The organism is Leifsonia sp. Leaf264 (assembly GCF_001422325.1).
Taxonomy (GTDB): Bacteria; Actinomycetota; Actinomycetes; order Actinomycetales; family Microbacteriaceae; genus Orlajensenia.
The window spans coordinates 74,415-98,657 of the sequence record NZ_LMMR01000006.1 but is presented as its reverse complement, the minus strand read 5'-3'; the positions used below and the strand labels follow the sequence as shown (position 1 = coordinate 98,657).

The following is a 24,243-nucleotide window of genomic DNA, read 5'->3' as shown; positions in this document are numbered from 1 at the left end:
CTCTAGCGGACGAGCCGGATCTCGTGGATGATCTCGCCGAGGAACGGTTCGTCATGCGAGGCGCCGTCGGCGGCGAAGCCGTTGCGCTCGTAGAAATGGATCGCGTGGGTGTTCGCCTCGGGCACCCACAGGTAGGCAGGGCCCTCGGGAATCACGGCGTCGAAGAGCTGCTGCCCGATACCGTGACCGTGCCAGGCGTCGAGCAGGTGGATGAAGAACAGCTCGCGCGCACGCGGTGCGTCATCGTCGCGGGCCGGTCCGGCACCGGCGAAGCCGACGATCTCGTGGTCGACGAGGGCGGCGACGTGCGTGTACGACTCGCCCTGGTTCATCCAGTGCGTCCACAGTTCTGCCATGCGAAGCGGCGACAGGTTCTCCAGCACGGCGGTGCTCACGAGGGTGTCGTAATCCTCGTGCCAGCAGGTCGCGTGAACTCGCCCCAGCATCTCGGCGTCGACGTCGCGGACGGGGCGAACAACTACTTCGGTGCTCATGGAATGAGACTAGAGCGGCCTCCCGCCAACGCGAAATCGGCCACTCGCCGAGGACACGCAGAACGCGCGGCCCCTCCCGAAGAAGGAACCGCGCGTTCGTGGAACAGAAGGACTAGCCCTGCGCGCGACGCGGGCCGCGGCCCTGCGAGTTCGAGCGCACGACGCTGCCGACGGTCAGGCCGCCGGAGCGACCCGAACCGGAGCGTCCGGTGCCGGTGCCGGTCGAGCGACCCGAGCCGCCGGTCGCAGCGCCGGAGCGCGAGCGCCCCTGACCCTGCTCGGAGGAACGCGAACGGCCGGCGCCGGAGCCCTGCTCCGAGGGGCGACCGGAGCGGTCGCGGCGCGGGCGAGCCGCTGCATCCGTTCCGCCCGTGCGCTCATCGCGGTTGGCGCGCTTGCGCTGGGCGTTGGCGCCCTGCGAGCGACCGCCGCCGCCCTGCTGCTGGGCAGCAGCGCGGGGAGCGGGCTTGACGTAGGCAGCGACCTCGCCGACGAGGGCGGAAACTGCTGCCGACTCGTGCGTGACCTGCTGCGGCTTCACCTGGATGGCGGCCTTGCGCATGAGCTGCTCGACGTCGCGCTTCTGTCCGGGAGTGATGACAGTGACGACATCGCCCTCGCTGCCGGCGCGAGCCGTGCGGCCCGAACGGTGCAGGTACGCCTTGTGCTCCATGGGCGGGTCGACGTGGACGACCAGCTCGACGTTGTCGACGTGCACGCCGCGCGCGGCGACATCCGTCGCCACGAGGACGCGGGCCGAACCCTCGGAGAACGCGGCGAGGTTGCGGTCGCGCTGCGGCTGCGACAGGTTGCCGTGCAGGTCGACCGAGGGGATGCCCGAGTCGGTGAGCTGCTTGGCCAGCTTCTTGGCGTGGTGCTTCGTCCGCATGAAGAGGATGCGGCGGCCAGTGCCGCTGGCGAGGGTCTCGACGAGCTTCTTCTTGGCGTCGAGGTCGCTGACCTCGAAGACGTGGTGCGTCATCGCGGCGACGGGGGAGTTGGCCTCGTCGACCGAGTGCAGGATCTCGTTGTGCAGGTAGCGCTTCACGAGCTTGTCCACGCCGTTGTCGAGGGTAGCGGAGAACAGCATCCGCTGTCCGCTCTGCGGGGTCTTGTCCATGATGCGGGTCACGACGGGGAGGAAGCCGAGGTCGGCCATGTGGTCGGCCTCGTCGAGGACGGTGATCTCGACGGCGTCGAGGGTGATGAAGCCCTGCTTCATGAGGTCCTCGAGGCGCCCGGGGCAGGCCACGACGATGTCGACGCCGGCGTTCAGGGCGTCGACCTGGCGCTTCTGGTTGATGCCGCCGTAGATAGTGGTGCTCTTCAGGCCGTAGGCGTCCGCCAGGGGCTCGATGACGGCAGTGATCTGGGTTGCGAGCTCACGGGTCGGAGCGAGCACGAGGGCGAGCGGGCGCCCCGCGCGGCGGCGACCGCCGGCGAGCTCTCCGCCGAGGCGGGCGACGAGGGGGAGGGAGAACGCGAGCGTCTTGCCGGAGCCGGTCTTGCCGCGGCCGAGCACGTCGCGGCCCTTCAGCGTGTCGGGGAGGGTGTCGACCTGGATGGGGAAGGCGGTGGCCTTCTCCTGCTTGGCGAGCACGGCGACGAGCGGTGCTGGGACGCCGAGCGAGGCGAACGTAGTGGTGTTGTCAGTCAAGGGGAGTGCCTTTCAGGCTGCTCTGAACGCGAACGATCGCATCGAAAGCGACGGCGCTTCGTTCAGAAGTGTGGCGAAGGTGCCAGTGGGCACATCCGTTCGCCGTATGAATTGTCGATCGCTGGATGCAGCGGGGCGGATGGGCCCGGCGCGCATCGCAAAGAAAGCGTTCTACGACGCAAGGAACGCAGCAATACGTTCGCAAGTGATCCCACTCTAGCGGATGAGCCCTGACGGACGGCTGGGAGCGTCGAATCCACCTCCGCGCGTCCTCCGATCGGGGTACGTGAAGGCACGGGGGTCCCTTGGGGTCGGGCGAAGAATCCGGTCATAGCCGGAACGAAATAGACGAGGATCGCTCACTAGTGTCGAAACAGACTCCTGACACGCCGGGATTCAGGGTTCTGCCCGGCGCGTCGCAGCGAATATCTCGCTTCCCGAGCTCGTTCCATGCCACGATCTAACTGCGCTCATCACCCTTACGGGTGTAGCGGGGGCTCCCCTGTCCGTTCGGGTCGGATCAGGGTGAGCCCCATTTTCTTTGCCCGCTTCCGGGTGTTCACGCCGAACCGGAGTAGAGCTCTCCCACGGGGATCGGCGTCGTGACGGTATTGCCGGGTTGAGCGAGCGGGCACTCCCACGATGGGTCGTAGGCGCACGACGGGTTGTACGCGAAGTTGAAGTCGAGCACGAGGGCGTCGTCATCTGCGCCGGGCCCGAGGTCAGCACCCTTGATGGTGTCGAGCAGGTAGCGCCCGCCGCCGTAGGTGCCGCCTGGCTGGCCGGCGAGGCCATCCCGCACGGGCAGGAACAACCCGCCGCCGTACCCTGTGTGCCGCCAGACGTCCAGTGTGCCGACATAGGGAAGGCGCACGGTGCCGACCAAGGCGAAGTTGACGACGCCGTCGGTGCCGGTCTCGACCGATAGTCGATGCGGTTCCTCGGCCCGACGCACCACCAGCTCGAATCGCCAGTCGGGGTCGTAGGCCGCCACGGGCAACCCGGTGAAGGCGGAGCGGTCGTCGGGGAGCAAAGGCGACGACGGATGGCCGGCGAAGAGCTCGTCGCGTCCGGAGCGCCAGAGCTCATGCCCTGCTGCCGGGTCGTGCACGCTCAACTGCCTCACGCCGGCGTACAGACCGAAGACGCGGCGACGCCAGTCGCTGACCTGCAGAGCACCCTGAGTCGACCCCATGAACGTCACGCTAACCCTCCGCGTCCCGCGGATGTCGGAGGCGTGCACCAGAATCGAGACCGTGGCGATCAGATTCTGGCTCGGAGCGGTGCAGCGCGAGCATGTGCTGCACGGTGTCGCGCAGGGCATCGCCCAGTTCAATCACGGGTCGAAGGCCGCCGTCGCCCGCTTGCGCGAAGCCGACGGACTCATCTACTACTCGCCGCGGGTGAGCTTCCCCGATGGCGAGCCATTGCGCGAGTTCACCGCCATCGGGCGCGTCGCCGACGATGTCGTGTTCGAGGCGACGGGCGGGCACCAGATGACCACAGCCGGCGGCGACACTCTCCGCACCTGGCGCCGCCGCATCGACTACGACCGCGAGGCGCGGCCGGTGCCGATCCGCCCGCTGCTCGGGGTGCTCGACTTCACGACGGCATCACCGAACTGGGGATATCAGCTGCGTCGCGGTCTGATCGAACTGAGTCGGCACGACTTCGACATCATCCGGGCGCAGATGCGTGCGGTCGATCTCTGACCACCCTCATCCCGCTGAGGTCGACGCGGCCGCGCTGCGCAGCTCAGCGTCCACGCCGATGTCATACGCCCAGGTCGGCGCCAACTGCTGCAGGCGCAGGCCCCGCCACTGCCAGAACAGCCACGTCGGATACCACGCCAGCGCCGTCAGGGCGCCGGCGCTGAACTCGAGCCGATCCCGGTAGAGCGTCCTCCCGGTGCCGGCCGGATCGGGTGAGATCGCCATCCGGTGATTCCACGCCGTGATGCCGGCCATGACCCCACTCCGGCCGCCACCGCCGTCCTTCAGTATCCGCACGCCTTCAGGCAAGCCTCCGGGGAAGCTCAGGTCGATGACCTCCTCGCCGACAGGCACAGCGCGCAGGGCCAGGGCATCGACGCGGTGCGGGCCCTCGGACCAGACGGTTGGGAAGCCGCCGGCCTCGAGGGAGTCGAAGCCGAGCCAGGGAGCCGCCACCTCGCGCAGCACCGCCGGGCTCCTGATGGCCCGCCAGGCGGCATCCGGATCGCAGTCCAGCACGAGCTTCAGCATCACCCTCATGGCCGCAAGCGTAGGCGCGGGTCACACGACATGCGAGGGGCTTGCGCCGGTGCCTACGATGGCCGAGTGACTGACGCCGTGACCCACCCCCATGCCCAAACCACCTATCAGGTGCGGTTCGACTGGGGACGTCCCGGTGCCGTCCGCATCGGCGCCGGGGCCGACATCGTCGTATGGGTCGATGTCCTGGGCGGATCCGACGACGGTGCGCCGACAGCCCTCTTCGCCGAGCTGGCGCAGGCCGAGTTCGTGGAGGGCGGGCTGACGGATGCCGCCATCGTCGCAGCTCGCGTGCTCGACCTGCAGGTACAGCTCGGTCGTCGGGTGTTCGTCGCCGTGGTCGCCTCCGGGGATCCGGAGCGGCCCGCCGATGACGGTGCTGAACCCGCTGGCCTCCGCTTCAGCGTGGAGGACCTGCTCGGAGCCGGCGCCGTGATCGATGCCCTCGCCGCCGTCGGACTGGACTTCTGCTCGCCCGAGGCGGCCGCATCCTGCGCCGCCTTCACCGGACTGCGTGGAGCAGTGGCGCACCTGGCCACGGCGTCGGCCGGTGCCCGGGAACTCGTCGCAGCTGGAGTGGCCACGGCCGACATCCGTCGGGCGGCGACTGTCGACCCGAACGCCGAACTCCGGATGCTGCGGCCCTACCCGGCTTGAGCCGCGCGGAACTTGCGCACCTTGGCGCGGTTGCCGCAGCGCTGCATCGAGCACCAGCGCCGCGTTCCTGCCCGCGAGGTGTCGACGTAGACGAGGGCGCAGTCCTCGGCAGCGCATTCGCGCACCCGTCCGACGGCATCCGCCGAGAACACCGACACGGCGTCGCGGGCGAGCGTGGCGAAGGCCTGGTTCGTGCTCGTGGTCTGGCGGCCGGCCCGGCGGGAACCGCCGTCGAGTGCCGGCGGGATGTCGGGGGTGGCGGCGAACAGGTTGACGGCGTCGACGTCGCGGGGGTCGAACGCCTCGCCGCGGCTGGCCTGCACCGTGAGCCGCCCGATGGCGTCGCGCAGCATCAAACCGTCGGTGAGGTGGCGGGGATGCACGATCCCATCGCTCTCGGGAAAGCGCGGGAGGAGCCACGCGGCGAGATCTTCGGGGGAGTGCAGCTGTTCCCACTCGGCGACCCCGAAACCGAGGTCGCCGCTGTAGGCGTAGTCGAGCGAGAGCGCCCCGGAATCGAACCACCACGGCTTGCCGTCGCGGGTGGTGAACCACTGACCCGTGGGAACGGATGCGGATGCGGATGCTGCAGGGGTCGCGACTGGGGTCGATGGCACGAAACCACGGTAGTCGGTTACGGAGCATCTCCCGGCACCGCGCTGCGCGGCCGACGCGCAGGTCGTGTGGACGTGCTCGCCTACTCCGCTGCCGCGGCGGCGGCGCGCCGCCGAGCTGCCGCCGTGATGTCGCGCCGCGACCAGCTGATGACGTTCGCCTGGTTGAAGCCGCGTGAGCACAGGCCGCAGGAGAGCTGCCTGGCCGGCTCACGGTAGCGGAAGTGCGCGTGCCCGGCCGGGCAGACGCCGACCCACGGAGCGAGCTCGTGGGCGATCTCCCCGTCGTGCGTTCGACGCCCCTCGTAACCCAGGTCGCGGGCGATCGAGAGCCAGCGTGCACCGTGTGCCGCGCGCGGTCCGGCGACGGCGTGAGCCACCTCGTGCAGCAGCACCTGGTGGATCTCGTCGTCGTCGTAGCGTGCGGCCAGATAGCGCGACACGGTGATCCGCTTCTCGGTGAAGTTGCAGAGACCGGCGCGCTTCTTCGCATTGTCGAAGCCGAACGACCAGACGGCCGGGTCGAGGTGAAGGGTGATGAGCGCGTTCGCCCACACCTTCACCCGCTCGAGTTCCGCCATGGGATGAGGATAAACCCGCTGGCCGACACGACCGAGGCCCTCTCCACAGCTCAGACGGCCGGGCCGAGCGGCACCTGGAACAGCCTGTCGTCTCCGTCACGCGGATCACCCCGGCCGTCGGTGTTGTTGGTGATGAACCAGAGCGTGCCGTCAGGCCCGGGCACGACGTCGCGGATTCGGCCGAACTCCCCGCTGAACGATGCCTGGGGATCCCGTGCGATGTCCGGCCACGCAGTCCACAGCCGCTCGCCGCGCAGCGCCGCGAGAAAGAGCGTGTCGCTCACGATGGCGAGCCCGCTGGGGCTGGCATCCGTCGTCGCCCACTGCTCGACGGGGTCGACGAACGCGGGATCGCCGGCCGCACCCTCCACGATCGGCCAGCCGTAGTTCGAGCCCGGCGTGATCAGGTTCAGTTCGTCCCAGGTGTTCTGCCCGAACTCGCTCGCCCACATGCGGCCCTGCGAGTCCCAGGCGATGCCCTGCGGGTTGCGGTGTCCGAGACTCCACACCAGGGTGCCGAAGGGGTTGCCCTCCGGCACACCGCCGGTCGGGGTCATCCGCAGGATCTTGCCGTTCAGCGAGCCCTGGTCCTGCGACCTGGAACCGTCACCGGCGTCTCCTGCCGTGGCGTAGAGCATTCCCTCGGGACCGAAGGCGATGCGTCCGCCGTCGTGGTTCCCCGCCTTCGCGATGCCGCTGAGCACGGGCTCGGGGGCGCCGAGACCGAGCGATCCCGCTGCGCCCGAGAGCGGCATCCGTACGATCCTGTTGTCGTCCGCCGCGGTGAAGTAGGCATAGATCCAGACGGATGCGGCATCCTCCAGCGCTGCGAGCCCGAGCAGCCCGCCCTCGCCGTTGGGCACGACATCGGTCACCTGGCCGACGATGCGCGTGCTGCCGTCGGCGAGCAGCTCGAGCACGTTCGCGGTGTCGCGCTCGCTGATGAGGGTCGCGCCGTTCTGCAGGCGGAGGATCGACCACGGGGCGTCGAGGCCCGAGGCGAGCTCGACCGGCTCCCCGGAGATCTGAACGGGCTTCAGGACCGGCTCGGGGGTCGAGGTCCCCGTCGGGCGCGGCGGGGTGGAGGATGCCGGTGGCGAGGGACTGGGAGCGCGCGACGGCCCGCCACCCGGACTGCACCCCGCGAGGGCGAGGACCGCGGCGGTTCCCAGGGCGAGAGCGTACGTGGCGGCGCCGTGGGTCCGAGTCGTCATCGCGCACCTCCTCCCTCCCAGTCTGCGGGTCGCGCCGGCACAAGGCGAGTGGCCAGAATGGGAGCCGTGAGCGACAGCATCGATCTCAACTGCGATCTCGGCGAGGGCGTCGGTGACGACGCCGCACTCTTCCCGCTCATCACGAGTGCCAACATCGCCTGTGGATTCCACGCCGGCGACGCCGAGACCATCGCCGAGAGCTGTCGCCTCGCCGTGCAGTACGGCGTGGCCATCGGGGCGCATCCGTCGTACAACGACCGCGAAGGCTTCGGGCGGCGTGAGCTGGAGGTCGACGACCTCACCCTCCTCGCCGAGTGGTCGGTTCAGGTCCGCGCCGTGCGGGTCGCCGCAGCCGAGGCCGGTGGCGCGCTGGCCTACGTGAAGCCGCACGGTGCGCTCTACAACCGGCTGCAGGTCGACGCTCACCTGGCGACGCTGTTCTGCACGGCGATGGCCGACGCGAACAGAGGCGGCGACGTGGTCCCGCTGCTCGGCATGCCGGGCAGCGCCCTCGAGCTGGCCTCCTCCCGACAGGGCATCGAGTACGTCCGCGAGGCATTCGCCGACCGCGCCTACCTGCCCGACGGCACGCTCGCGCCGCGCAGGCTTCCGGGGGCGCTCATCGACGACGTCGACCGCGTCGCCGAACGCGCCGTCGCGATCGCCACTGGTCGTGGCATCCGTGCCGTCGATGGCACTCGGATCGCCATCGACGCCTCGTCGCTGTGCCTGCATGGCGACACCCCGGGAGCCCCGGCGCTCGCCGCTGCCGTACGCGAGGCGCTCGCCGAGGCGGGCGTCGACATCAGGTCGTTCGCATGAGCCCCGCGGATGCCGCGACGCCAGGTGGCGCGAAAGCCCCGCGCTTCCTCCCCATGGGTGACCGCGCGCTCCTCATCGAACTCGACTCGCTCGACGCTGTCCTCGCCCTGCACTCGGCGTTGCAGCCCGGCCGGCCGGGCGGTGTCATCGACCTCGTTCCGGCGGCCCGCACCGTGCTCGTCACAGTCGATCCAGCGCAGCTGTCGCTCTCCGAAGCCAGGCGCTGGGTGGAAGGGGCCGCGGCCGCACCCTTCGCCGACGTCGCCGCGGTGGGCACGAACCCCGTCGTCATCCCCATGCGCTACGACGGCCCCGACCTCGCCTCCCTGGCCGCCGCCCTCGAACTGCGGCCAGCCGAACTCGTCGAACGCCACCTGGCCGCCACCTGGCGGGTCGCGTTCAGCGGCTTCGCCCCGGGGTTCGGCTATCTCGTCAGCGCCGACTGGACCTTCGACGTGCCGCGTCTGGCCAGTCCTCGTACGAGGGTTCCCGCCGGATCCGTCGGCCTCGCCGGCGAGTTCAGCGGCGTCTACCCGCGGAGCAGCCCCGGAGGCTGGCAGCTCATCGGAACCACCGAGGCGGTGCTGTGGAACCCGGAGGCCGCATCGCCGGCCCTTCTCATCCCGGGCGGAACCGTGCGCTTCGAGGCCGTGCCGTGACGGCGACCATCACCGTCGTCGATGCCGGACCGCTCATCCTGGTGCAGGACCTCGGACGGCCCGGATACGCCCATCTCGGCGTCGGGGCGTCGGGAGCGCTCGACCGCGGAGCTCTCCGCTTCGCCAACCGCCTCGTCGGCAATCCGGAGGGGGCTCCAGGCATCGAGGTCACCCTCGGCGGCCTCAGGGTGCGCGTCGGGGATCCGATCTGGTTCGCGGTGACCGGCGCGTGGGGGCCGGTGCTGCTCGACGGGCGCCGCATCACCCTCGACGACGCCAGGCAGGCGGCATCCGGCAGCGTGATCGAATTCGGAACGGCGGAGCACGGCCTGCGCTACTACCTCGCGGTGCGCGGTGGCCTCGAGAGCGCCGTCGTGCTCGGCTCGTCCTCGACCGACACGCTGTCGGGCCTCGGACCGCCCCCGCTCTCGGCCGGCGACGTGATCGGGGTCGGAGATACGGCCTCGGTCCCCATCCCCGCGCTCGACCCGCTCACCCTCTGGGCGCCCACCGACGGTGCCGTCGACATCCAGGCGCACACGGGTCCGCGTGCCGACGGCTTCGCCCCGGCGGCAGTGGCCGCGTTCTTCGAGGAGGAATGGTCGGTCTCCGCCGACTCGAATCGCATCGGCCTGCGCCTCACCGGTCCGAGGCTCGCCCGCCGCAGCGACGCCGAGCTCCCGAGCGAGGGCATGCTCGCGGGTTCGGTGCAGGTACCGCCATCGGGTCAACCCACGGTGCTGCTCGCCGATCATCCGGTGACGGGCGGCTACCCCGTCATCGCAGTGGTGACGGATGCCTCTCTCGACGCCTTCGCCCAACTGAGGCCCGGCCAGAAGGTGCGCTTCCGTCACGCCCGCTCCGCCGTGTGAAGGCGTGCGCGACAGCGCTTCCGCGCTGTCGTCGGCCTCGCCGAGCGAGCGCCTTCACATCGCGGCCGCGGAGCCTTCACACGGCGGCGCCGGTGCTGCGGCTCAGCGACCGCCGGGCTTGGCCAGGAAGATCGAACGCGCCGGAGGCGGCGACGGGATCGCAGTGGCATCGGTCACGATCGGAGCCCCGGCGATGAAGTTCTCGAGCTCGCGCCCGCTCACCAGCTTGGCGTGCGCCGGATCGGCCGCCAGCAGGCGCGGCATCCGTTCGAACGGCAGCTCGGTGGCCGAGGCGAACATCACGACGTTGCCGAATCGCTTGGCCTTCAGCATCTGGGTGTCCGTCGCGATGGCCACGTGAGCGAACACGCTCTGCAGTGTCGACGCCTGGCCGCGGGCGAAGGCGAGGCCTGCGCCGTCGGCCACGTTCACCGCGACGATCCCGGATGGCGACAGCAGGGGAGCGATGAGCCCGTAGAACTCGCGGCTGGTCACGTGCGCCGGGGTGCGGGCGCCCGAGAAGATGTCGACGACGACGAGGTCGACCGACCCGTGGAGTCCGCTCGGGAGCTTGGCCAGCACCTCGCGGGCGTCGCCGTGACGGATGCGCAGCTGGGCGTTCCGCGGCAGCGGCAGGTTCTCGCGCACGAAGTCGACGAGGTCGCTCTCGAGCTCGACGGCCTGCTGGCGCGAACCCGGGCGGGTCGCGGCGACGTAACGGGGGAGCGTCAGGGCGCCTCCGCCCAGGTGCACGGCGGTGATCGGCTGGCCATCGGGGGCGACGAGGTCGACGGCATGGCCGATACGGCGCACGTACTCGAAGTGCAGCACCTCGGGATGCTCGATGTCGACGCTCGACTGGGGCGTTCCGTCGACGACGAGGGTCCAGACGCCGGGCTCGTGGCGGTCCTCGTCGAGGCGGGCGTTGAATCCGCTGGCGGAGAGGATGCGCGTCGGAGCCGAACTGTCATCCCGGTTGGAGCGCATGCCTCAACGGTACCCGCGAACCGCCACCGGCCGCCCGTGGTGCAGCCTTGGCGGGTTGATGCCTACCCCAGGTCCACCGCGGCCGGATGCGGCCCGCGCTGCTCGAACGCAGGGGCCCACTCGGCGATGCGATCGGCATCAGTGCCCACGAGGACGATGTTGCCGACCTCCTCGCCGGCGAGCACCCGGGGAGGAGCCGTGGCCAGGGTGGCCTCCACGACGCGGCCCAGCTCGAGCCTCTGCGCGTGCGTCTGGATGTGCGTGCGCCCGTCGGCGACGTTGACGACGATCGCGCCGCCGAGAGCGAGCAGGGGCACGAGCTCGTCGAAGAACCCGCGCACCCCGACGTACTCCGGCGACTCCAGGGCTATGTAGATGTCGACGATGATCACGTCGAACGCGATCTCCCCGTCGCGCTCGAGCCGCGACAGGGCGGCCCGGGCGTCGGAGAACACGATGGAGATCCCGGATGGCTCCGCCAGCGGCATCCGCTCGAGAACGAAGTCGGTCTGCTCCCGATCGATCTCGACGACGACCTGCTCGGAACCGGGCCTGGTGGCTGCCACGTAGCGGGCCAGGGTGAAGGCGCCGCCGCCGAGGTGCAGCGCGCGGATCGGCTGGCCGGGGTCCGCCACCAGGTCGATGACGTGGCCGATACGCCTCGTGTACTCGAAGAACAGCCGGGTCGGATCGGCCGGATCGACATGGGACTGACGGATGCCGTCGACGCTCAGGATGAAGCTGCCGGGCACGAACGGATCCTCGTCGAGCCGCATCCGTTGGTCCATCCTTCGACCCTACTCGGGCGGAATGACGGGGGAACGACGGCGGGAATACGCAGCGGACCTCGCGGTTATACCGGAAGAAGCAAAAGAGGTCAAGAAACCGCTGGACATATCGTGATCCAACGGTTATGCTTTTTCTTTGCGCTCCTAGACATCACTCTGCCTTCATATTGCGGTCGGCTCTGCGTGATCGGGTTCATATACCGGTCCCCACGCATCAGAGGGTCTACGAGTACTCCATCATTACCGATCGTAACGAGACCTGACGGGGTCCACGGAGGTTATTTCCTTGGCTGCTGCGCGCAACGCAACCACCAACTCACCCAAGAACGGTCGTAACGCTTCGCGTTTGTCGTTCGCCAAGATCACGGACACGCTGACTGTTCCCGATCTGCTCGCTTTGCAGACCGAGAGCTTCGACTGGCTGGTCGGCAACGACGCGTGGAAGGCACGCGTCGCGGAGGCTCAGGCAGCCGGCCGCAAGGATCTTCCCGAGAAGACCGGTCTGGAGGAGATCTTCGAGGAGATCTCTCCGATCGAGGACCTCGGCGAGACCATGCAGCTCAGCTTCTCGAACCCCGAGCTCGAGCCCGAGAAGTACACGATCGACGAGTGCAAGGAGAAGGGCAAGACCTACTCCGCTCCTCTCTACGTGAACGCCGAGTTCATGAACCACCTCACCGGTGAGATCAAGACTCAGACCGTGTTCATGGGTGACTTCCCGCTCATGACCCCGAAGGGCACCTTCGTCATCAACGGCACCGAGCGTGTCGTCGTGTCGCAGCTCGTGCGCTCGCCGGGTGTCTACTTCGAGCGCACGCCCGAGAAGACGTCCGACAAGGACATCTACTCCGCTCGCGTCATCCCCAGCCGCGGTGCCTGGCTCGAGTTCGAGATCGACAAGCGCGACCAGGTCGGCGTTCGCATCGACCGCAAGCGCAAGCAGAGCGTCACGGTGTTCCTCAAGGCCCTCGGCCTGTCGAGCGAGGAGATCCTCGCCGAGTTCGCCGGCTTCCAGTCCATCGAGCTCACCCTCGAGAAGGACAACATCCTCACGAAGGAAGAAGCCCTCAAGGACATCTACCGCAAGCTCCGTCCGGGCGAGCAGGTTGCCGCCGAGGCCGCGCGTGCGCTCCTCGACAACTTCTACTTCAACCCGAAGCGCTACGACCTCGCGAAGGTCGGTCGTTACAAGATCAACAACAAGCTCGGCCTCGAGGCCCCGCTGACCGACTCGGTGCTGACCGTCCAGGACATCATCGCGACGATCAAGTACATCGTGGCCCTGCACGACGGCCGCACCACCTTCGCCGGCCACCGTGCCGGCAAGGCTGTCGACCTGCGTCTCGACACCGATGACATCGACAACTTCGGCAACCGTCGCATCCGCGCCGTGGGTGAGCTCATCCAGAACCAGGTGCGCACGGGTCTGTCCCGCATGGAGCGCGTCGTCCGCGAGCGCATGACCACGCAGGACATCGAGGCCATCACGCCGCAGACCCTGATCAACGTGCGCCCCGTCGTCGCCGCGATCAAGGAGTTCTTCGGAACCTCGCAGCTGTCGCAGTTCATGGACCAGAACAACCCGCTCGCGGGTCTGACCCACAAGCGTCGTCTCTCCGCTCTGGGCCCCGGTGGCCTCTCGCGCGACCGCGCCGGTGTCGAGGTCCGCGACGTCCACCCGTCGCACTACGGCCGCATGTGCCCGATCGAGACCCCGGAAGGCCCGAACATCGGCCTGATCGGATCGCTCGCATCGTTCGCGCGCATCAACTCGTTCGGTTTCATCGAGACCCCGTACCGTCGCGTCGTCGCCGGCCGGGTCACCGAGGACATCGACTACCTCACGGCGATGGAGGAGGACGACTTCATCGTCGCCCAGGCCAACGCTCCGTTGAAGGCAGACGGCCACTTCTCCGAGGACCGCGTCCTCGCCCGTAAGAAGGGTGGCGAGGTCGACCTGATCCCCGCCGACGAGATCGGCTACATGGACGTCTCCCCGCGCCAGATGGTGTCGGTCGCGACCTCGCTCATCCCGTTCCTCGAGCACGACGACGCCAACCGCGCCCTCATGGGTGCGAACATGCAGCGTCAGGCCGTCCCCCTGCTCCGCAGCGACAGCCCGCTCGTCGGAACCGGTATGGAGGGCTACGCAGCCATCGACGCCGGTGACGTGCTCACCTCCGACAAGTCCGGTGTGGTCGCCGAGGTCTCCGCAGACTTCGTCACCATCCAGCTCGACGAGGGTGGAACCCAGACGCACTACCTGCGCAAGTTTGACCGCTCCAACCAGGGCACGTCGTACAACCACCGCGTCGTCGTCAACGCCGGCGACCGCATCGAGGCCGGCGAAGTCATCGCCGACGGACCTGCGACCGACAACGGCGAGCTCGCCCTCGGAAAGAACCTCCTCGTGGCATTCATGCCGTGGGAGGGTCACAACTTCGAGGACGCGATCATCCTGAGCCAGAACCTGGTGAAGGACGACGTCCTCTCCTCGATCCACATCGAGGAGTACGACGTCGACGCGCGCGACACGAAGCTCGGCAAGGAGGAGATCACCCGTGACCTCCCCAACGTCAGCCCCGACCTGCTCGCCGACCTCGACGAGCGTGGCATCATCCGCATTGGTGCCGAGGTTCGCCCCGGCGACATCCTCGTCGGCAAGGTCACGCCCAAGGGCGAGACCGAGCTCAGCGCCGAGGAGCGCCTGCTCCGCGCGATCTTCAACGAGAAGAGCCGCGAGGTGCGCGACACGTCGCTGAAGGTTCCCCACGGTGAGCAGGGCACCATCATCGGTGTCAAGGTGTTCGACTCGCAGGACGGCGACGACGAGCTCGGCTCGGGCGTCAACCAGCGCGTTGTCGTCTACATCGCCCAGAAGCGCAAGATCACCGAGGGTGACAAGCTCGCCGGTCGTCACGGCAACAAGGGCGTCATCTCGAAGATCCTGCCGGTCGAGGACATGCCGTTCCTCGCCGACGGAACTCCGGTCGACATCATCCTGAACCCGCTCGGCATCCCCGGTCGAATGAACTTCGGCCAGGTGCTCGAGACCCACCTCGGTTGGGTCGCGAAGCAGGGGTGGAAGGTCGAGGGCAACCCGGCGTGGGCCAAGAAGCTCCCCAAGGAGGCCCACTCGGCCCCCGCGGGCACCAAGGTCGCCACTCCGGTGTTCGACGGTGCGTCGGAGGAGGAGATCGAGGGTCTGCTCGACTCGACCTCGGTCACCCGCGACGGCGATCGCCTGATCGACCGCACCGGTAAGACGCGTCTGTTCGACGGCCGCTCCGGCGAGCCGTTCCCCCAGCCCGTCTCGGTCGGCTACATGTACATCCTGAAGCTGCACCACCTCGTCGACGACAAGATCCACGCACGTTCCACGGGTCCCTACTCGATGATCACCCAGCAGCCGCTCGGTGGTAAGGCGCAGTTCGGTGGACAGCGCTTCGGTGAGATGGAGGTCTGGGCGCTCGAGGCTTATGGAGCCGCGTACGCCCTGCAGGAGCTCCTCACCATCAAGTCCGATGACATCCTCGGCCGCGTGAAGGTCTACGAGGCCATCGTCAAGGGCGAGAACATCCAGGAACCCGGAATCCCCGAGTCCTTCAAGGTGCTCATCAAGGAGATGCAGTCGCTGTGCTTGAACGTCGAGGTCCTCTCGGCCGACGGCAGCGTGTTCAGCCTGCGCGACACGGACGACGAGGTCTTCCGTGCCGCCGAGGAGCTCGGCATCAACATCTCCACGCGCTTCGAGTCGTCGTCTGTCGACGAGATCTAAGCCACCTCACCAATTGAAGACTTCGGAAACTTTCCAAGGAGAGAAATTGCTCGACGCAGCCACTTTTGACGAGCTTCGTATTGGTCTGGCCACTGCTGACGACATCCGTCGTTGGTCGTACGGTGAGGTCAAGAAGCCTGAAACCATCAACTACCGCACCCTCAAGCCCGAGAAGGACGGCCTGTTCGGAGAGCAGATCTTCGGACCGAGCCGTGACTGGGAGTGCTCGTGCGGCAAGTACAAGCGAGTCCGCTTCAAGGGCATCGTCTGCGAGCGCTGCGGCGTGGAGGTCACCAAGTCCTCCGTTCGTCGTGAGCGCATGGGACACATCGAGCTCGCAGCTCCCGTGACCCACATCTGGTACTTCAAGGGCGTTCCCTCGCGCTTGGGCTACCTGCTCGACATGGCGCCCAAGGACCTCGAGAAGGTCATCTACTTCGCCGCCTACATGGTGATCGATGTGGATGTCGACGGACGCCACCAGGACATGCCCGGTCTGGAGAACGAGCTCCGGCTCGAGATCAAGACCCTCGGCGACCAGCGCGACTCCCGCATCGCGGCGCGCCTCGCCAAGCTCGAAGAGGACCTCGCGGCCCTCGAGGCCGAGGGTGCCAAGTCCGACGCCAAGAAGCGCACGAAGGACGGCGCCGAGAAGGAGATGGCTCAGACCCGCAAGGCGGCTGACGAGCAGATCGCCCACCTCGAGCGCGTCTGGGAGGACTTCCGCACGCTCAAGGTCGGCGACCTCAAGCCCGAGGACAGCGTCTTCCACGAGCTGCAGGACCGCTTCGGCATGTACTTCGAGGCCTACATGGGCGCCGAGGCCATCAAGAAGCGCCTCCTCGCCTTCGACCTCGCGGCCGAGGCCGAGAGCCTGCACCTGCAGATCACGGAGGGCAAGGGTCAGAAGAAGATCCGCGCCATCAAGCGTCTGCGCGTCGTCAGCTCGTTCCTCGCCACCGGCAACTCGCCGGCAGCGATGGTGCTCGACGTCGTCCCGGTCATCCCGCCGGAGCTGCGCCCGATGGTGCAGCTCGACGGTGGCCGCTTCGCGACCTCCGACCTCAACGACCTCTACCGTCGTGTGATCAACCGCAACAACCGTCTGCGTCGTCTGCTCGACCTCGGTGCTCCCGAGATCATCGTGAACAACGAGAAGCGGATGCTGCAGGAGGCCGTCGACGCACTGTTCGACAACGGTCGTCGTGGTCGCCCCGTCACCGGTACCGGCAACCGCGCCCTCAAGTCCCTGAGCGACATGCTCAAGGGAAAGCAGGGTCGCTTCCGCCAGAACCTGCTCGGAAAGCGCGTCGACTACTCGGGTCGTTCGGTCATCATCGTCGGTCCGCAGCTGAAGCTGCACCAGTGCGGTCTGCCCAAGCAGATGGCTCTGGAGCTCTTCAAGCCGTTCGTCATCAAGCGCCTGATCGACCTGAGCCACGCTCAGAACATCAAGGCCGCCAAGCGCATGGTCGAGCGTTCGCGTCCGCAGGTCTGGGACGTGCTCGAGGAGATCATCCGTGAGCGTCCGGTTCTGCTGAACCGTGCACCAACGCTGCACCGTCTCGGCATCCAGGCCTTCGAGCCTCAGCTCGTCGAGGGCAAGGCCATCCAGCTGCACCCGCTCGTCTGCGCCGCGTTCAACGCGGACTTCGACGGCGACCAGATGGCTGTCCACCTGCCGCTGTCGGTCGAGGCCCAGGCCGAGGCCCGCATCCTCATGCTCGCGTCGAACAACATCCTGAAGCCGTCGGACGGCCGCCCGGTGACCCTGCCCACGCAGGACATGATCATCGGTCTGCACCACCTGACGACCATCAAGGACGGCGTGACCGGTGAGGGCCGTGCGTTCAGCTCGGTCTCCGAGGCGATCCTCGCCTTCGACCAGCACTCGCTCGACCTGAACGCCAAGGTGCGCATCCGTCTGACCGACAAGTACTTCGCCGAGGGCACCCAGCCCGAGGGCGTCGAGCTGGTCGACGGCAAGGCCGAGGGCACCGTCTTGGTGAACACCTCGCTCGGTCGCGCACTGTTCAACGAGACCCTGCCCGCCGATTACCCGTACTTCGAGGACGTCGTCGACAAGGGCGCCATCTCGGCGATCGTCAACGACCTCGCCGAGCGGTACCCCAAGGTGCAGGTCGCCGCGGCTCTCGACAACATCAAGGACGCCGGCTTCCGCTGGGCGACTCGTTCCGGTGTCACCGTCGCACTCAGCGACATCCTGACGCCGCCGAACAAGCCGCAGATCGTCGCCGGTTACGAGAAGCAGGCCGCCAAGGTCACGGCACAGTTCGAGAAGGGTCTCATCACCGACCTCGAGCGTCGCCAGGAGCTCATCCAGATCTGGACCAAGGCCACCGACGAGGTCGCTGTCGCCATGCGCGCCAACTTCCCCGAGGACAACACCATCAACCGCATGGTCACGTCCGGTGCTCGTGGTAACTGGCTGCAGGTGCGCAACATCGCCGGTATGCGAGGCCTCGTGAACAACCCGAAGGGTGAGATCATCCCTCGCCCGATCATCTCGAGCTACCGCGAAGGACTCTCGGTCGCCGAGTACTTCATCGCGACGCACGGTGCCCGCAAGGGACTGGCCGACACGGCCCTCCGTACGGCCGACTCGGGATACCTCACGCGTCGACTCGTCGACGTCTCGCAGGATGTCATCATCCGCGAAGAGGACTGCGGCACGGGCAAGGGCCTCGATCTCGCGATCGTCACCCACGATGCCGACGGCAACGTCGTGCTCGTCGACGGCATGCCGACTCGCGACGACAACGTCGAGAACTCGGTCTACTCGCGCAACCTCGCAGCCGACGCGGTCAACGCCGCCGGTGAGGTCATCGCGGCTGCCGGCGCCGATGTCGGAGACGTGCTCATCAACGAGCTCGTCGCCGCTGGGGTCGAGTCGATCAAGGTGCGCTCCGTGCTCACCTGCGAGTCCGCCGTCGGTGTCTGCGCGAAGTGCTACGGCCGTTCGCTCGCGACCGGCAAGCTCGTCGACATCGGAGAGGCTGCAGGCATCATCGCGGCCCAGTCGATCGGTGAGCCCGGAACGCAGCTCACGATGCGTACCTTCCACACCGGTGGATCCGCATCCGCAGCCGACATCACGCAGGGTCTTCCCCGCGTGCAGGAGCTCTTCGAGGCCCGTACTCCCAAGGGTGCGTCGCCCATCGTCGAGGCCGCCGGCCGCATCACCATCGAGGACACCGACCGTGCCCGCAAGGTGATCCTCACGCCCGACAACGGCGACGAGGCCATCGCGTACCCGGTGCTGAAGCGTTCGACGCTTCTCGTCGAGGACGGCCAGCACGTCGAGCTCGGACAGCAGCTCATCGTCGGAACGCTCGACCCGAAGGAAGTCCTTCGCGTCAAGGGTGTCCGTGAGGTGCAGAAGCAGCTCGTCAACGGTGTGCAGGACGTCTACCGTTCGCAGGGTGTTCCGATCCACGACAAGCACATCGAGGTCATCGTTCGTCAGATGCTCCGCAAGGTGACTGTCGTCGATCACGGTGACACCGACCTGCTCCCCGGTGAGCTGGTCGACCGTTCGAAGTACAACGAGATCAACCGCGCGGCTCTGGCCGAGGGCAAGAAGACGGCTTCGGCTCGTCAGGAGGTCATGGGTATCACCAAGGCTTCGCTCGCGACCGAGTCGTGGCTGTCGGCCGCTTCGTTCCAGGAGACCACGCGTGTTCTCACGCAGGCCGCCATGGAAGGCAAGCGCGACCCGCTGGTCGGCCTCAAGGAGAACGTGATCATCGGAAAGCTGATCCCCGCCGGAACCGGACTTGCGAAGTACCGCAACGTCACGGTCGAGGCGACGGAGGAGGCCAAGGCCGAGCGTTACCCGAACCGGATCTTCGCGGATGACGCGTCGTTCACCGAGGGTGACCTGAGCTTCGTCGACTTCGACAGCTTCTCGTCCGACGACTTCACGCCTGGCAACTACAGCTAGGTCTGAGTCTCACCAGGAAGGGCCCCGCATCCACTCGGATGCGGGGCCCTTCCTGGTTCCCCGGGTGTCGCTGTGGGTTCTCGTCGCCGCCGACATGCCCACTTCCGCCAGTGCAGGAGCCCGCGCACCAGCGGAAGTGGGCAACTCGTTGAAGTCTCAGCGAGTCCGCAACGGCAGCCACCCCAGCACGCGCTGGATCTGCTCGTCCCACCGCGCCCAGTCGTGCCCGCCGGGCCCTTCGCTGGCGGTGAGTGGCAGGCCGGCGGCATCCGCCGCATCACGGAACCGCCGGTTCTCCTCGATCAGGTGGTCCTCGATCCCGCACCACTGGAACAGCGGCGGCACGGATGCCGCATCGAGCGAGGCCGCCAGCGCGAACAGGTCGTCCCCTTTGGCCCGCGCCTGCTCGAGGCTGCCATGGTTCGCCAGCCATTCGGCATCCTGCGGCCTGATGGCGATGTCGAGTGCGCCCGAGAGGCTCGCCGCGGCGGCGACTGTGCCGGGCCTGTTCAAGGCCCACTTGAAGGCGCCGTAGCCGCCCATCGACAGCCCGGCGACGAAGGTGTCCTCTCGCGCCCCCGACAGCGGGAAGAACCCCTGCATCACCCGCGGCAGCTCCTCAGAGATGAACGTGAAGTAGTCGTAGCCGACAACCTGGTCGGTGTAGAAGCTGCGGCCGGCCGCGGGCATGACCACGGCGATGCCGTGTTCGGTGGCGTGCCGCTCGATCGCGCTCCAGCGCAGCCACGCGGTCTCGTCATCCGACCGTCCGTGCAGGAGGTAGAGCACCGGCAGCGGGGCGCCGGTGAGGGTCGCCTCCTGCGGCAGGATGACGTTCGCGTGAGTGGTGACGCCGAGAACGTCGGAGAAGAAGCTGCACTGCATCAGGGCCATGGGGACACCCTACGACCGGGTGATGAGGTGCGCGAGGCGCAGATTCAGCGCCCGCCTGCCACCGCGATGTGAGCTCCGAAGGGTCCGTCGAGGGAGACCGAAGGCAGGAGTGCGACCCCGTCCAGCGGATGCGCGGAGCCGGTCTGGATGTCGGCATCCGGCAGCACCTCACGCACTGAGGCGGCGAAGGCGCCGGCCAGCTCGGCGGAGCGGAACACGCCGCCGATGCCGCGCACACTGGCGGTGCGGTTCGCGTCCTCGCCGACGCGGCGCAGCGCCGTGAGCGCCGAGAGCGCCAGATCATGACCGGCGGCCGTCATGATGCCGGCGGCGACGGCATCCGTCGCCGCCAATTCCCCGACGACGGCGGCGTACGCGGCGATGCGGCGTACACGTCCGTCATCGGACTGCAGGTCGATGTAGGCCTCCTCGAGCTCGGGGAACTCGCGCTGCACCACCGCGGTGAGGGCGGTCTCGGCGCCGCGGCCGTCGTAGGCGCGCATGACGGCGTCGAGGGCAGCGCGCCCGATCGAGTAGCCGCTGCCGGCGTCGCCGATGAGGTAGCCCCAGCCGTCGACGCGCGCGACGGCGGTGACGCCGACACCGAGGGTCACGACGCCGGTGCCGGATGCGACGACGGCGCCGCGTGACGCTCCGAGGGCTCCGAGGTACGCGCCGATGGAGTCGTGCGTGAGTCGAACCTCGCGCACGCGGAACGGCTTGAGCGCCGAGAGCAGCTCCTCGGGGCGGGTCTGCTCCGGGGTGAGTCCCGAGACGCCGAAGCTCACGACGTCGACGTCGCTGCCGGTCTCCTCGGCCACGGCGACGACCACGCCGGCGAGCTGGGGGATGAGCGGGCGGTCGGTGCGGATGCCGGTGAACTCGAAGTCCCGCTGCGAGCCGTCAGCGTCGTCGAGACGCACCTTGATGCCGGTCTGGCCGGCGTCGATGGCGAGGGCGGAACGAGCGGCGGAACCTGCGGTGGAGGCGGGAGAAGTCACCCGTCGATCGTAGTCGCGCGGTCGCTCGCGGGTTCCCTCAGACGGATGCCGCCCGCACCGCTGCCAGCCGTTCCGCCAGCCACGCAGCCTGCTTCACCCAGTGATGCGCCTGGCCGCCCTCGTGCTGGTTGAACGGGTACACCTCGATGGCGGCATCGGTCGCCCACTGGTTGCGAGTGGCGAAGACAGTGGACGGCGGACAGGTCTGGTCGTGCAGCGCGGTGGAGAACAGCGCCGGTGCCGAGGCCCGCTTGGCGAAGTTCACCCCGTCGAAGTACGACAGCGTGCGATGGCTCTGCTCGACCAAGTCGCGGTGAACGGAGAGGTAGGTGACGATCTCCTGGTACGGGAACGCATCCGTCAGACCCACGGCGCGCTCGAAATGCTGCAGGAACGGCACGTCGGGCAGCACGCCGATCAGGCCCTTGGCCAGCCCGGCGACCGCGACGGCGATTCCCCCGCCCTGGCTCACGCCAGTGACCGCCACGCGTGTCGCGTCGATCTGCGGAAGCGTGCGGGCGGCGTCGACGAGACGCACGGCATCGGTGAACACCCGCCGGTAGTAGTAGCTGTCGGGGCTCTCGATGCCGCGGGTCATGAAGCCGGGGGAGGAGGGCCCTGTGCCCACGGGGTCGGGGGTATCGCCGCCGGAGCCCCAGCCGCTGCCCTGACCGCGGGTGTCCATGATGAGATGCGCGTAGCCGGATGCCGCCCACTCGAGCCGCTCGTGCGGCAGTCCGCGTCCGCCGCCGTAGCCGAGGTACTCGACGACGGCCGGGAGCGGGGCGGCGGACTCCCCGCCGTGGCTCGCCGGCAGCAGCAGCCACGCCTTCACGGGCTGCCCGGCGAAGCCGTTGAAGGTCACGTCGTAGACCTCGACCTGCGTGAGCGGCGAGTCCACGCGTTCCAGGACCGGCTCGGCCGGGAAGGCGCGCGCCTCGTCGAGGGTGCGTTCCCAGAAGGCGTCGAAGTCGGCGGGCTCGGTGACCTCGGGACGGTAGAGCTCGAGTTCCGGCAGGGTGAGGTCGAACCGGGCCATGCGACATCCGTTCTCGTCGGTGAAGGTGAGACCTGTCGAGCGTATCGGCGTCGCGGGAGTAGCTCGTCGGGCACGATCACGGGGTACGGCATCCGTCGTCCGAAGGTCGTCGAAACGGCCGACACCGCACGTGCCCCGATTGCGGGACTGGTGGGAGGCGTGCGAACACCGTTAGCTTGCCCTGTTACCTGAACAATTCACCCGAGCTCCCTTTCTTGCCCCTACACAAACTGCGGCCGCTCGGGCCATAGCCGCAGCTTTGGTGTCCCTACCGGGAGGATCGGCGTGGCTGCGCTTTCAGAGATCCTCATTCTGCACGGACACCTGCCCATCGAGCATCTCGACGAGATCATGGGCATGGACGAGACCGATGAGGGCGCCGTGCGCGGCCTCGTCGATCGTGGCGTCATCAACGAGATGCAGCTCGCCAAGGCGCGGGCCGCCCAGGCCGGCGTTCCGTTCATCGAGCTGGTCGACTATCCCGTCGACCGGGCCGCCATCGTGCTGGTCAGTGCGGCGACCTGCCGTCGCTACGAGGTCATGCCGATAGCCCTCGCTCCAGGGCGCATCGTGCTCGCCATGACGAACCCCGGCGACGTCTTCGCGATCGACGATGTCCGTGAGGCATCCGGACTCCAGGTCGTGGCCGTCGTCGCCGAACGCAGCGACCTGCTCGCTGCCATCGCGCGCTACCACCGCGCCGACGACGAGCTCACCGACCTCACGAACACCCTCGAGGAGGAGAACGCCGCCCTCCTGACTGACGCCTTCAGCGTGTCGGACTCGCAGGACGACGACGCCCCCATCGTGCGCTTCGTCAACCTCCTGGTGAGCCAGGCGATCGAGGACCACGCGTCGGACATCCACATCGAGCCGGCCGAGAACAGCGTTCGGGTGCGGTACCGCATCGACGGCGTGCTGCACGAGATGCAGAGCGCGCCCAAGAGCATTCAGAACGGCGTGATCTCGCGGCTCAAGATCATGAGCGACATCGACATCGCCGAGCGTCGCAAGCCGCAGGACGGCCGCATGTCGGTCAACTCCGGTGGCCGCAAGATCGACCTGCGCGTCGCGACCCTTCCCACGGTGTGGGGCGAGAAGGTCGTCATGCGAATCCTCGACAACACGAACACCAGCCTCGACCTGCGCGACCTGGGGCTCAGCGAGGCCAACGCCGGCATCTATCGCGACTCGTACTCGAAGCCGTACGGCATGATCCTCGTGACGGGCCCGACCGGTTCCGGAAAGTCGACGACGCTGTACTCGACGCTCAACCAGGTCGCGCGCACCGAGGTCAACGTCATCACGGTCGAGGACCCGGTCGAGTACCGCATGGCCGGCATCAACCAGGTGCAGGTCAACCCCAAGGCCGGCCTCACCTTCGCCAGCGCCCTGCGCAGCATCCTGCGCTCCGACCCCGACGTCGTGCTGCTCGGTGAGATCCGCGACCACGAGACGGCGCAGATCGCCATCGAGGCCTCGCTCACGGGCCACCTCGTGCTCTCGACCCTGCACACCAACGATGCGCCATCGGCCGTGACCCGTCTCATCGAGATGGACATCGAGCCATTCCTCGTGGGGTCCGCGCTCGATTGCGTCGTGGCTCAGCGTCTGGCGCGCCGCCTCTGCGAGCGCTGCAAGCACCCCATCTACACGGAAGCCCGCCAGCTCGCCGCCCTGCGTTTCGACGTCGACCCCAACGGGGAACCCGTCGGAACCTTCGCCCCCACCGGATGCTCGAGCTGCTCGAACACCGGCTACCGCGGTCGTCTCGCCCTGCACGAGATCATGGCCGTCAACGAGGAGATCGAACGGATGGCCGTGGCCCGTGCCGCGTCATCCGACATCGCGCGCGCCGCCCAGGCGAACGGGATGCGCACACTCCGCCAGGACGGCTGGCTCAAGGTGCAGGCAGGACTCACATCCGTTGAAGAGATCATGCGTGTCGTCGTCTGACGACCCGCGCGAAC

General features: G+C 68.1%; 20 protein-coding genes. 8 read left to right on the top strand and 12 right to left on the bottom strand.

Annotated elements, in window-relative coordinates; all coding sequences use genetic code 11:
• Positions 1-2: 2 nt before the first annotated feature.
• The 3 genes from ASF30_RS13610 to ASF30_RS13600 all read right to left on the bottom strand — a co-directional run bounded on the left by ASF30_RS13610 (position 3) and on the right by ASF30_RS13600 (position 3,346).
• A complete protein-coding gene (locus ASF30_RS13610; RefSeq protein WP_055907559.1) occupies positions 3-494 on the bottom strand; it encodes a GNAT family N-acetyltransferase in 492 nt (163 codons plus the stop codon).
• A gap of 112 nt (positions 495-606) precedes the next feature.
• Entirely contained in the window at positions 607-2,151 is a 1,545-nt protein-coding gene (locus tag ASF30_RS13605) for a DEAD/DEAH box helicase (RefSeq protein ID WP_055907556.1), read from the bottom strand.
• 559 nt (positions 2,152-2,710) lie between these two features.
• Positions 2,711-3,346, bottom strand: coding sequence for a DUF1684 domain-containing protein (locus tag ASF30_RS13600; RefSeq protein WP_055908703.1), 636 nt, complete (start codon positions 3,344-3,346; stop codon positions 2,711-2,713).
• Positions 3,347-3,407: 61 nt separating this feature from the next.
• Between ASF30_RS13600 and ASF30_RS13595 the strand changes: the two genes are divergently transcribed.
• A complete protein-coding gene (locus tag ASF30_RS13595; protein ID WP_235480335.1) occupies positions 3,408-3,863 on the top strand; it encodes an EVE domain-containing protein in 456 nt (151 codons plus the stop codon).
• A 6-nt stretch (positions 3,864-3,869) separates the two neighbouring features.
• On the opposite strand, the gene ASF30_RS13590 is transcribed toward ASF30_RS13595, so the two are convergent.
• Entirely contained in the window at positions 3,870-4,403 is a 534-nt protein-coding gene (locus ASF30_RS13590) for a hypothetical protein (RefSeq protein WP_055907550.1), read from the bottom strand.
• Between the two features lie 66 nt (positions 4,404-4,469).
• On the opposite strand from ASF30_RS13590, the gene ASF30_RS13585 reads away from it, so the two are divergent.
• Positions 4,470-5,060, top strand: coding sequence for a hypothetical protein (locus ASF30_RS13585; RefSeq protein ID WP_157497399.1), 591 nt, complete (start codon positions 4,470-4,472; stop codon positions 5,058-5,060).
• Here the strand turns inward: ASF30_RS13585 and ASF30_RS13580 are convergent.
• The 3 genes from ASF30_RS13580 to ASF30_RS13570 all read right to left on the bottom strand — a co-directional run bounded on the left by ASF30_RS13580 (position 5,048) and on the right by ASF30_RS13570 (position 7,469).
• Positions 5,048-5,677: a CGNR zinc finger domain-containing protein gene (locus ASF30_RS13580; protein ID WP_055907545.1), complete on the bottom strand. Its 630-nt coding sequence runs from the start codon at positions 5,675-5,677 to the stop codon at positions 5,048-5,050. The two genes, ASF30_RS13585 and ASF30_RS13580, sit on opposite strands and share 13 nt — an antisense overlap.
• An 80-nt stretch (positions 5,678-5,757) precedes the next feature.
• Positions 5,758-6,255, bottom strand: coding sequence for a SprT-like domain-containing protein (locus tag ASF30_RS13575; protein ID WP_055907541.1), 498 nt, complete (start codon positions 6,253-6,255; stop codon positions 5,758-5,760).
• A gap of 50 nt (positions 6,256-6,305) precedes the next feature.
• The gene (locus ASF30_RS13570; RefSeq protein WP_055907537.1) at positions 6,306-7,469 is read right to left on the bottom strand and encodes a PQQ-dependent sugar dehydrogenase; all 1,164 of its coding nucleotides are present in this window, start codon (positions 7,467-7,469) and stop codon (positions 6,306-6,308) included.
• Between the two features lie 57 nt (positions 7,470-7,526).
• Here ASF30_RS13570 and ASF30_RS13565 point away from each other — a divergent pair, with 57 nt between their 5' ends.
• Genes ASF30_RS13565 through ASF30_RS13555 form a run of 3 tightly spaced genes read left to right on the top strand, consistent with a single transcriptional unit; the run spans position 7,527 to position 9,822 of the window.
• Positions 7,527-8,291 carry a LamB/YcsF family protein gene (locus tag ASF30_RS13565; RefSeq protein WP_055907534.1) on the top strand — a complete coding sequence of 255 codons (765 nt, stop codon included), beginning with the start codon at positions 7,527-7,529 and terminating at the stop codon, positions 8,289-8,291.
• Positions 8,288-8,950, top strand: coding sequence for a 5-oxoprolinase subunit B family protein (locus ASF30_RS13560; RefSeq protein ID WP_055907531.1), 663 nt, complete (start codon positions 8,288-8,290; stop codon positions 8,948-8,950). Before ASF30_RS13565 ends, ASF30_RS13560 begins: the two co-directional genes overlap by 4 nt.
• On the top strand, positions 8,947-9,822 hold the full coding sequence (locus ASF30_RS13555) for a biotin-dependent carboxyltransferase family protein (RefSeq protein ID WP_082467809.1): 876 nt from the start codon (positions 8,947-8,949) through the stop codon (positions 9,820-9,822). The genes ASF30_RS13560 and ASF30_RS13555 overlap by 4 nt, the downstream gene beginning before the upstream one ends.
• Before the next feature lie 102 nt (positions 9,823-9,924).
• On the opposite strand, the gene ASF30_RS13550 is transcribed toward ASF30_RS13555, so the two are convergent.
• Together ASF30_RS13550 and ASF30_RS13545 are read right to left on the bottom strand one after the other, a co-directional pair.
• Positions 9,925-10,809, bottom strand: a complete 885-nt coding sequence (locus ASF30_RS13550) for a spermidine synthase (protein WP_055907529.1) — start codon at positions 10,807-10,809, stop codon at positions 9,925-9,927.
• A 62-nt stretch (positions 10,810-10,871) separates the two neighbouring features.
• Positions 10,872-11,597 (bottom strand): spermidine synthase, encoded by a 726-nt coding sequence (locus tag ASF30_RS13545; RefSeq protein ID WP_157497397.1) that lies wholly within the window; start codon positions 11,595-11,597, stop codon positions 10,872-10,874.
• A 286-nt stretch (positions 11,598-11,883) separates the two neighbouring features.
• On the opposite strand from ASF30_RS13545, the gene rpoB reads away from it, so the two are divergent.
• Positions 11,884-15,375 (top strand): DNA-directed RNA polymerase subunit beta, encoded by a 3,492-nt coding sequence (rpoB, locus tag ASF30_RS13540; RefSeq protein ID WP_055907523.1) that lies wholly within the window; start codon positions 11,884-11,886, stop codon positions 15,373-15,375.
• 46 nt (positions 15,376-15,421) lie between these two features.
• Positions 15,422-19,339: a DNA-directed RNA polymerase subunit beta' gene (locus ASF30_RS13535; RefSeq protein WP_055907520.1), complete on the top strand. Its 3,918-nt coding sequence runs from the start codon at positions 15,422-15,424 to the stop codon at positions 19,337-19,339.
• A gap of 156 nt (positions 19,340-19,495) precedes the next feature.
• Here ASF30_RS13535 and ASF30_RS13530 read toward each other — a convergent pair whose 3' ends face one another.
• Genes ASF30_RS13530 through ASF30_RS13520 form a run of 3 tightly spaced genes read right to left on the bottom strand, consistent with a single transcriptional unit; the run spans position 19,496 to position 22,273 of the window.
• Positions 19,496-20,233, bottom strand: a complete 738-nt coding sequence (locus tag ASF30_RS13530; RefSeq protein WP_055907517.1) for an alpha/beta hydrolase — start codon at positions 20,231-20,233, stop codon at positions 19,496-19,498.
• 44 nt (positions 20,234-20,277) lie between these two features.
• Positions 20,278-21,234 (bottom strand): N-acetylglucosamine kinase, encoded by a 957-nt coding sequence (locus ASF30_RS13525; RefSeq protein WP_055907514.1) that lies wholly within the window; start codon positions 21,232-21,234, stop codon positions 20,278-20,280.
• Between the two features lie 37 nt (positions 21,235-21,271).
• The gene (locus tag ASF30_RS13520; RefSeq protein ID WP_055907511.1) at positions 21,272-22,273 is read right to left on the bottom strand and encodes an acetylxylan esterase; all 1,002 of its coding nucleotides are present in this window, start codon (positions 22,271-22,273) and stop codon (positions 21,272-21,274) included.
• Between the two features lie 285 nt (positions 22,274-22,558).
• Between ASF30_RS13520 and ASF30_RS13515 the strand changes: the two genes are divergently transcribed.
• Positions 22,559-24,229 carry a GspE/PulE family protein gene (locus tag ASF30_RS13515; RefSeq protein WP_055907508.1) on the top strand — a complete coding sequence of 557 codons (1,671 nt, stop codon included), beginning with the start codon at positions 22,559-22,561 and terminating at the stop codon, positions 24,227-24,229.
• The last annotated feature ends 14 nt before the right edge of the window (positions 24,230-24,243 follow it).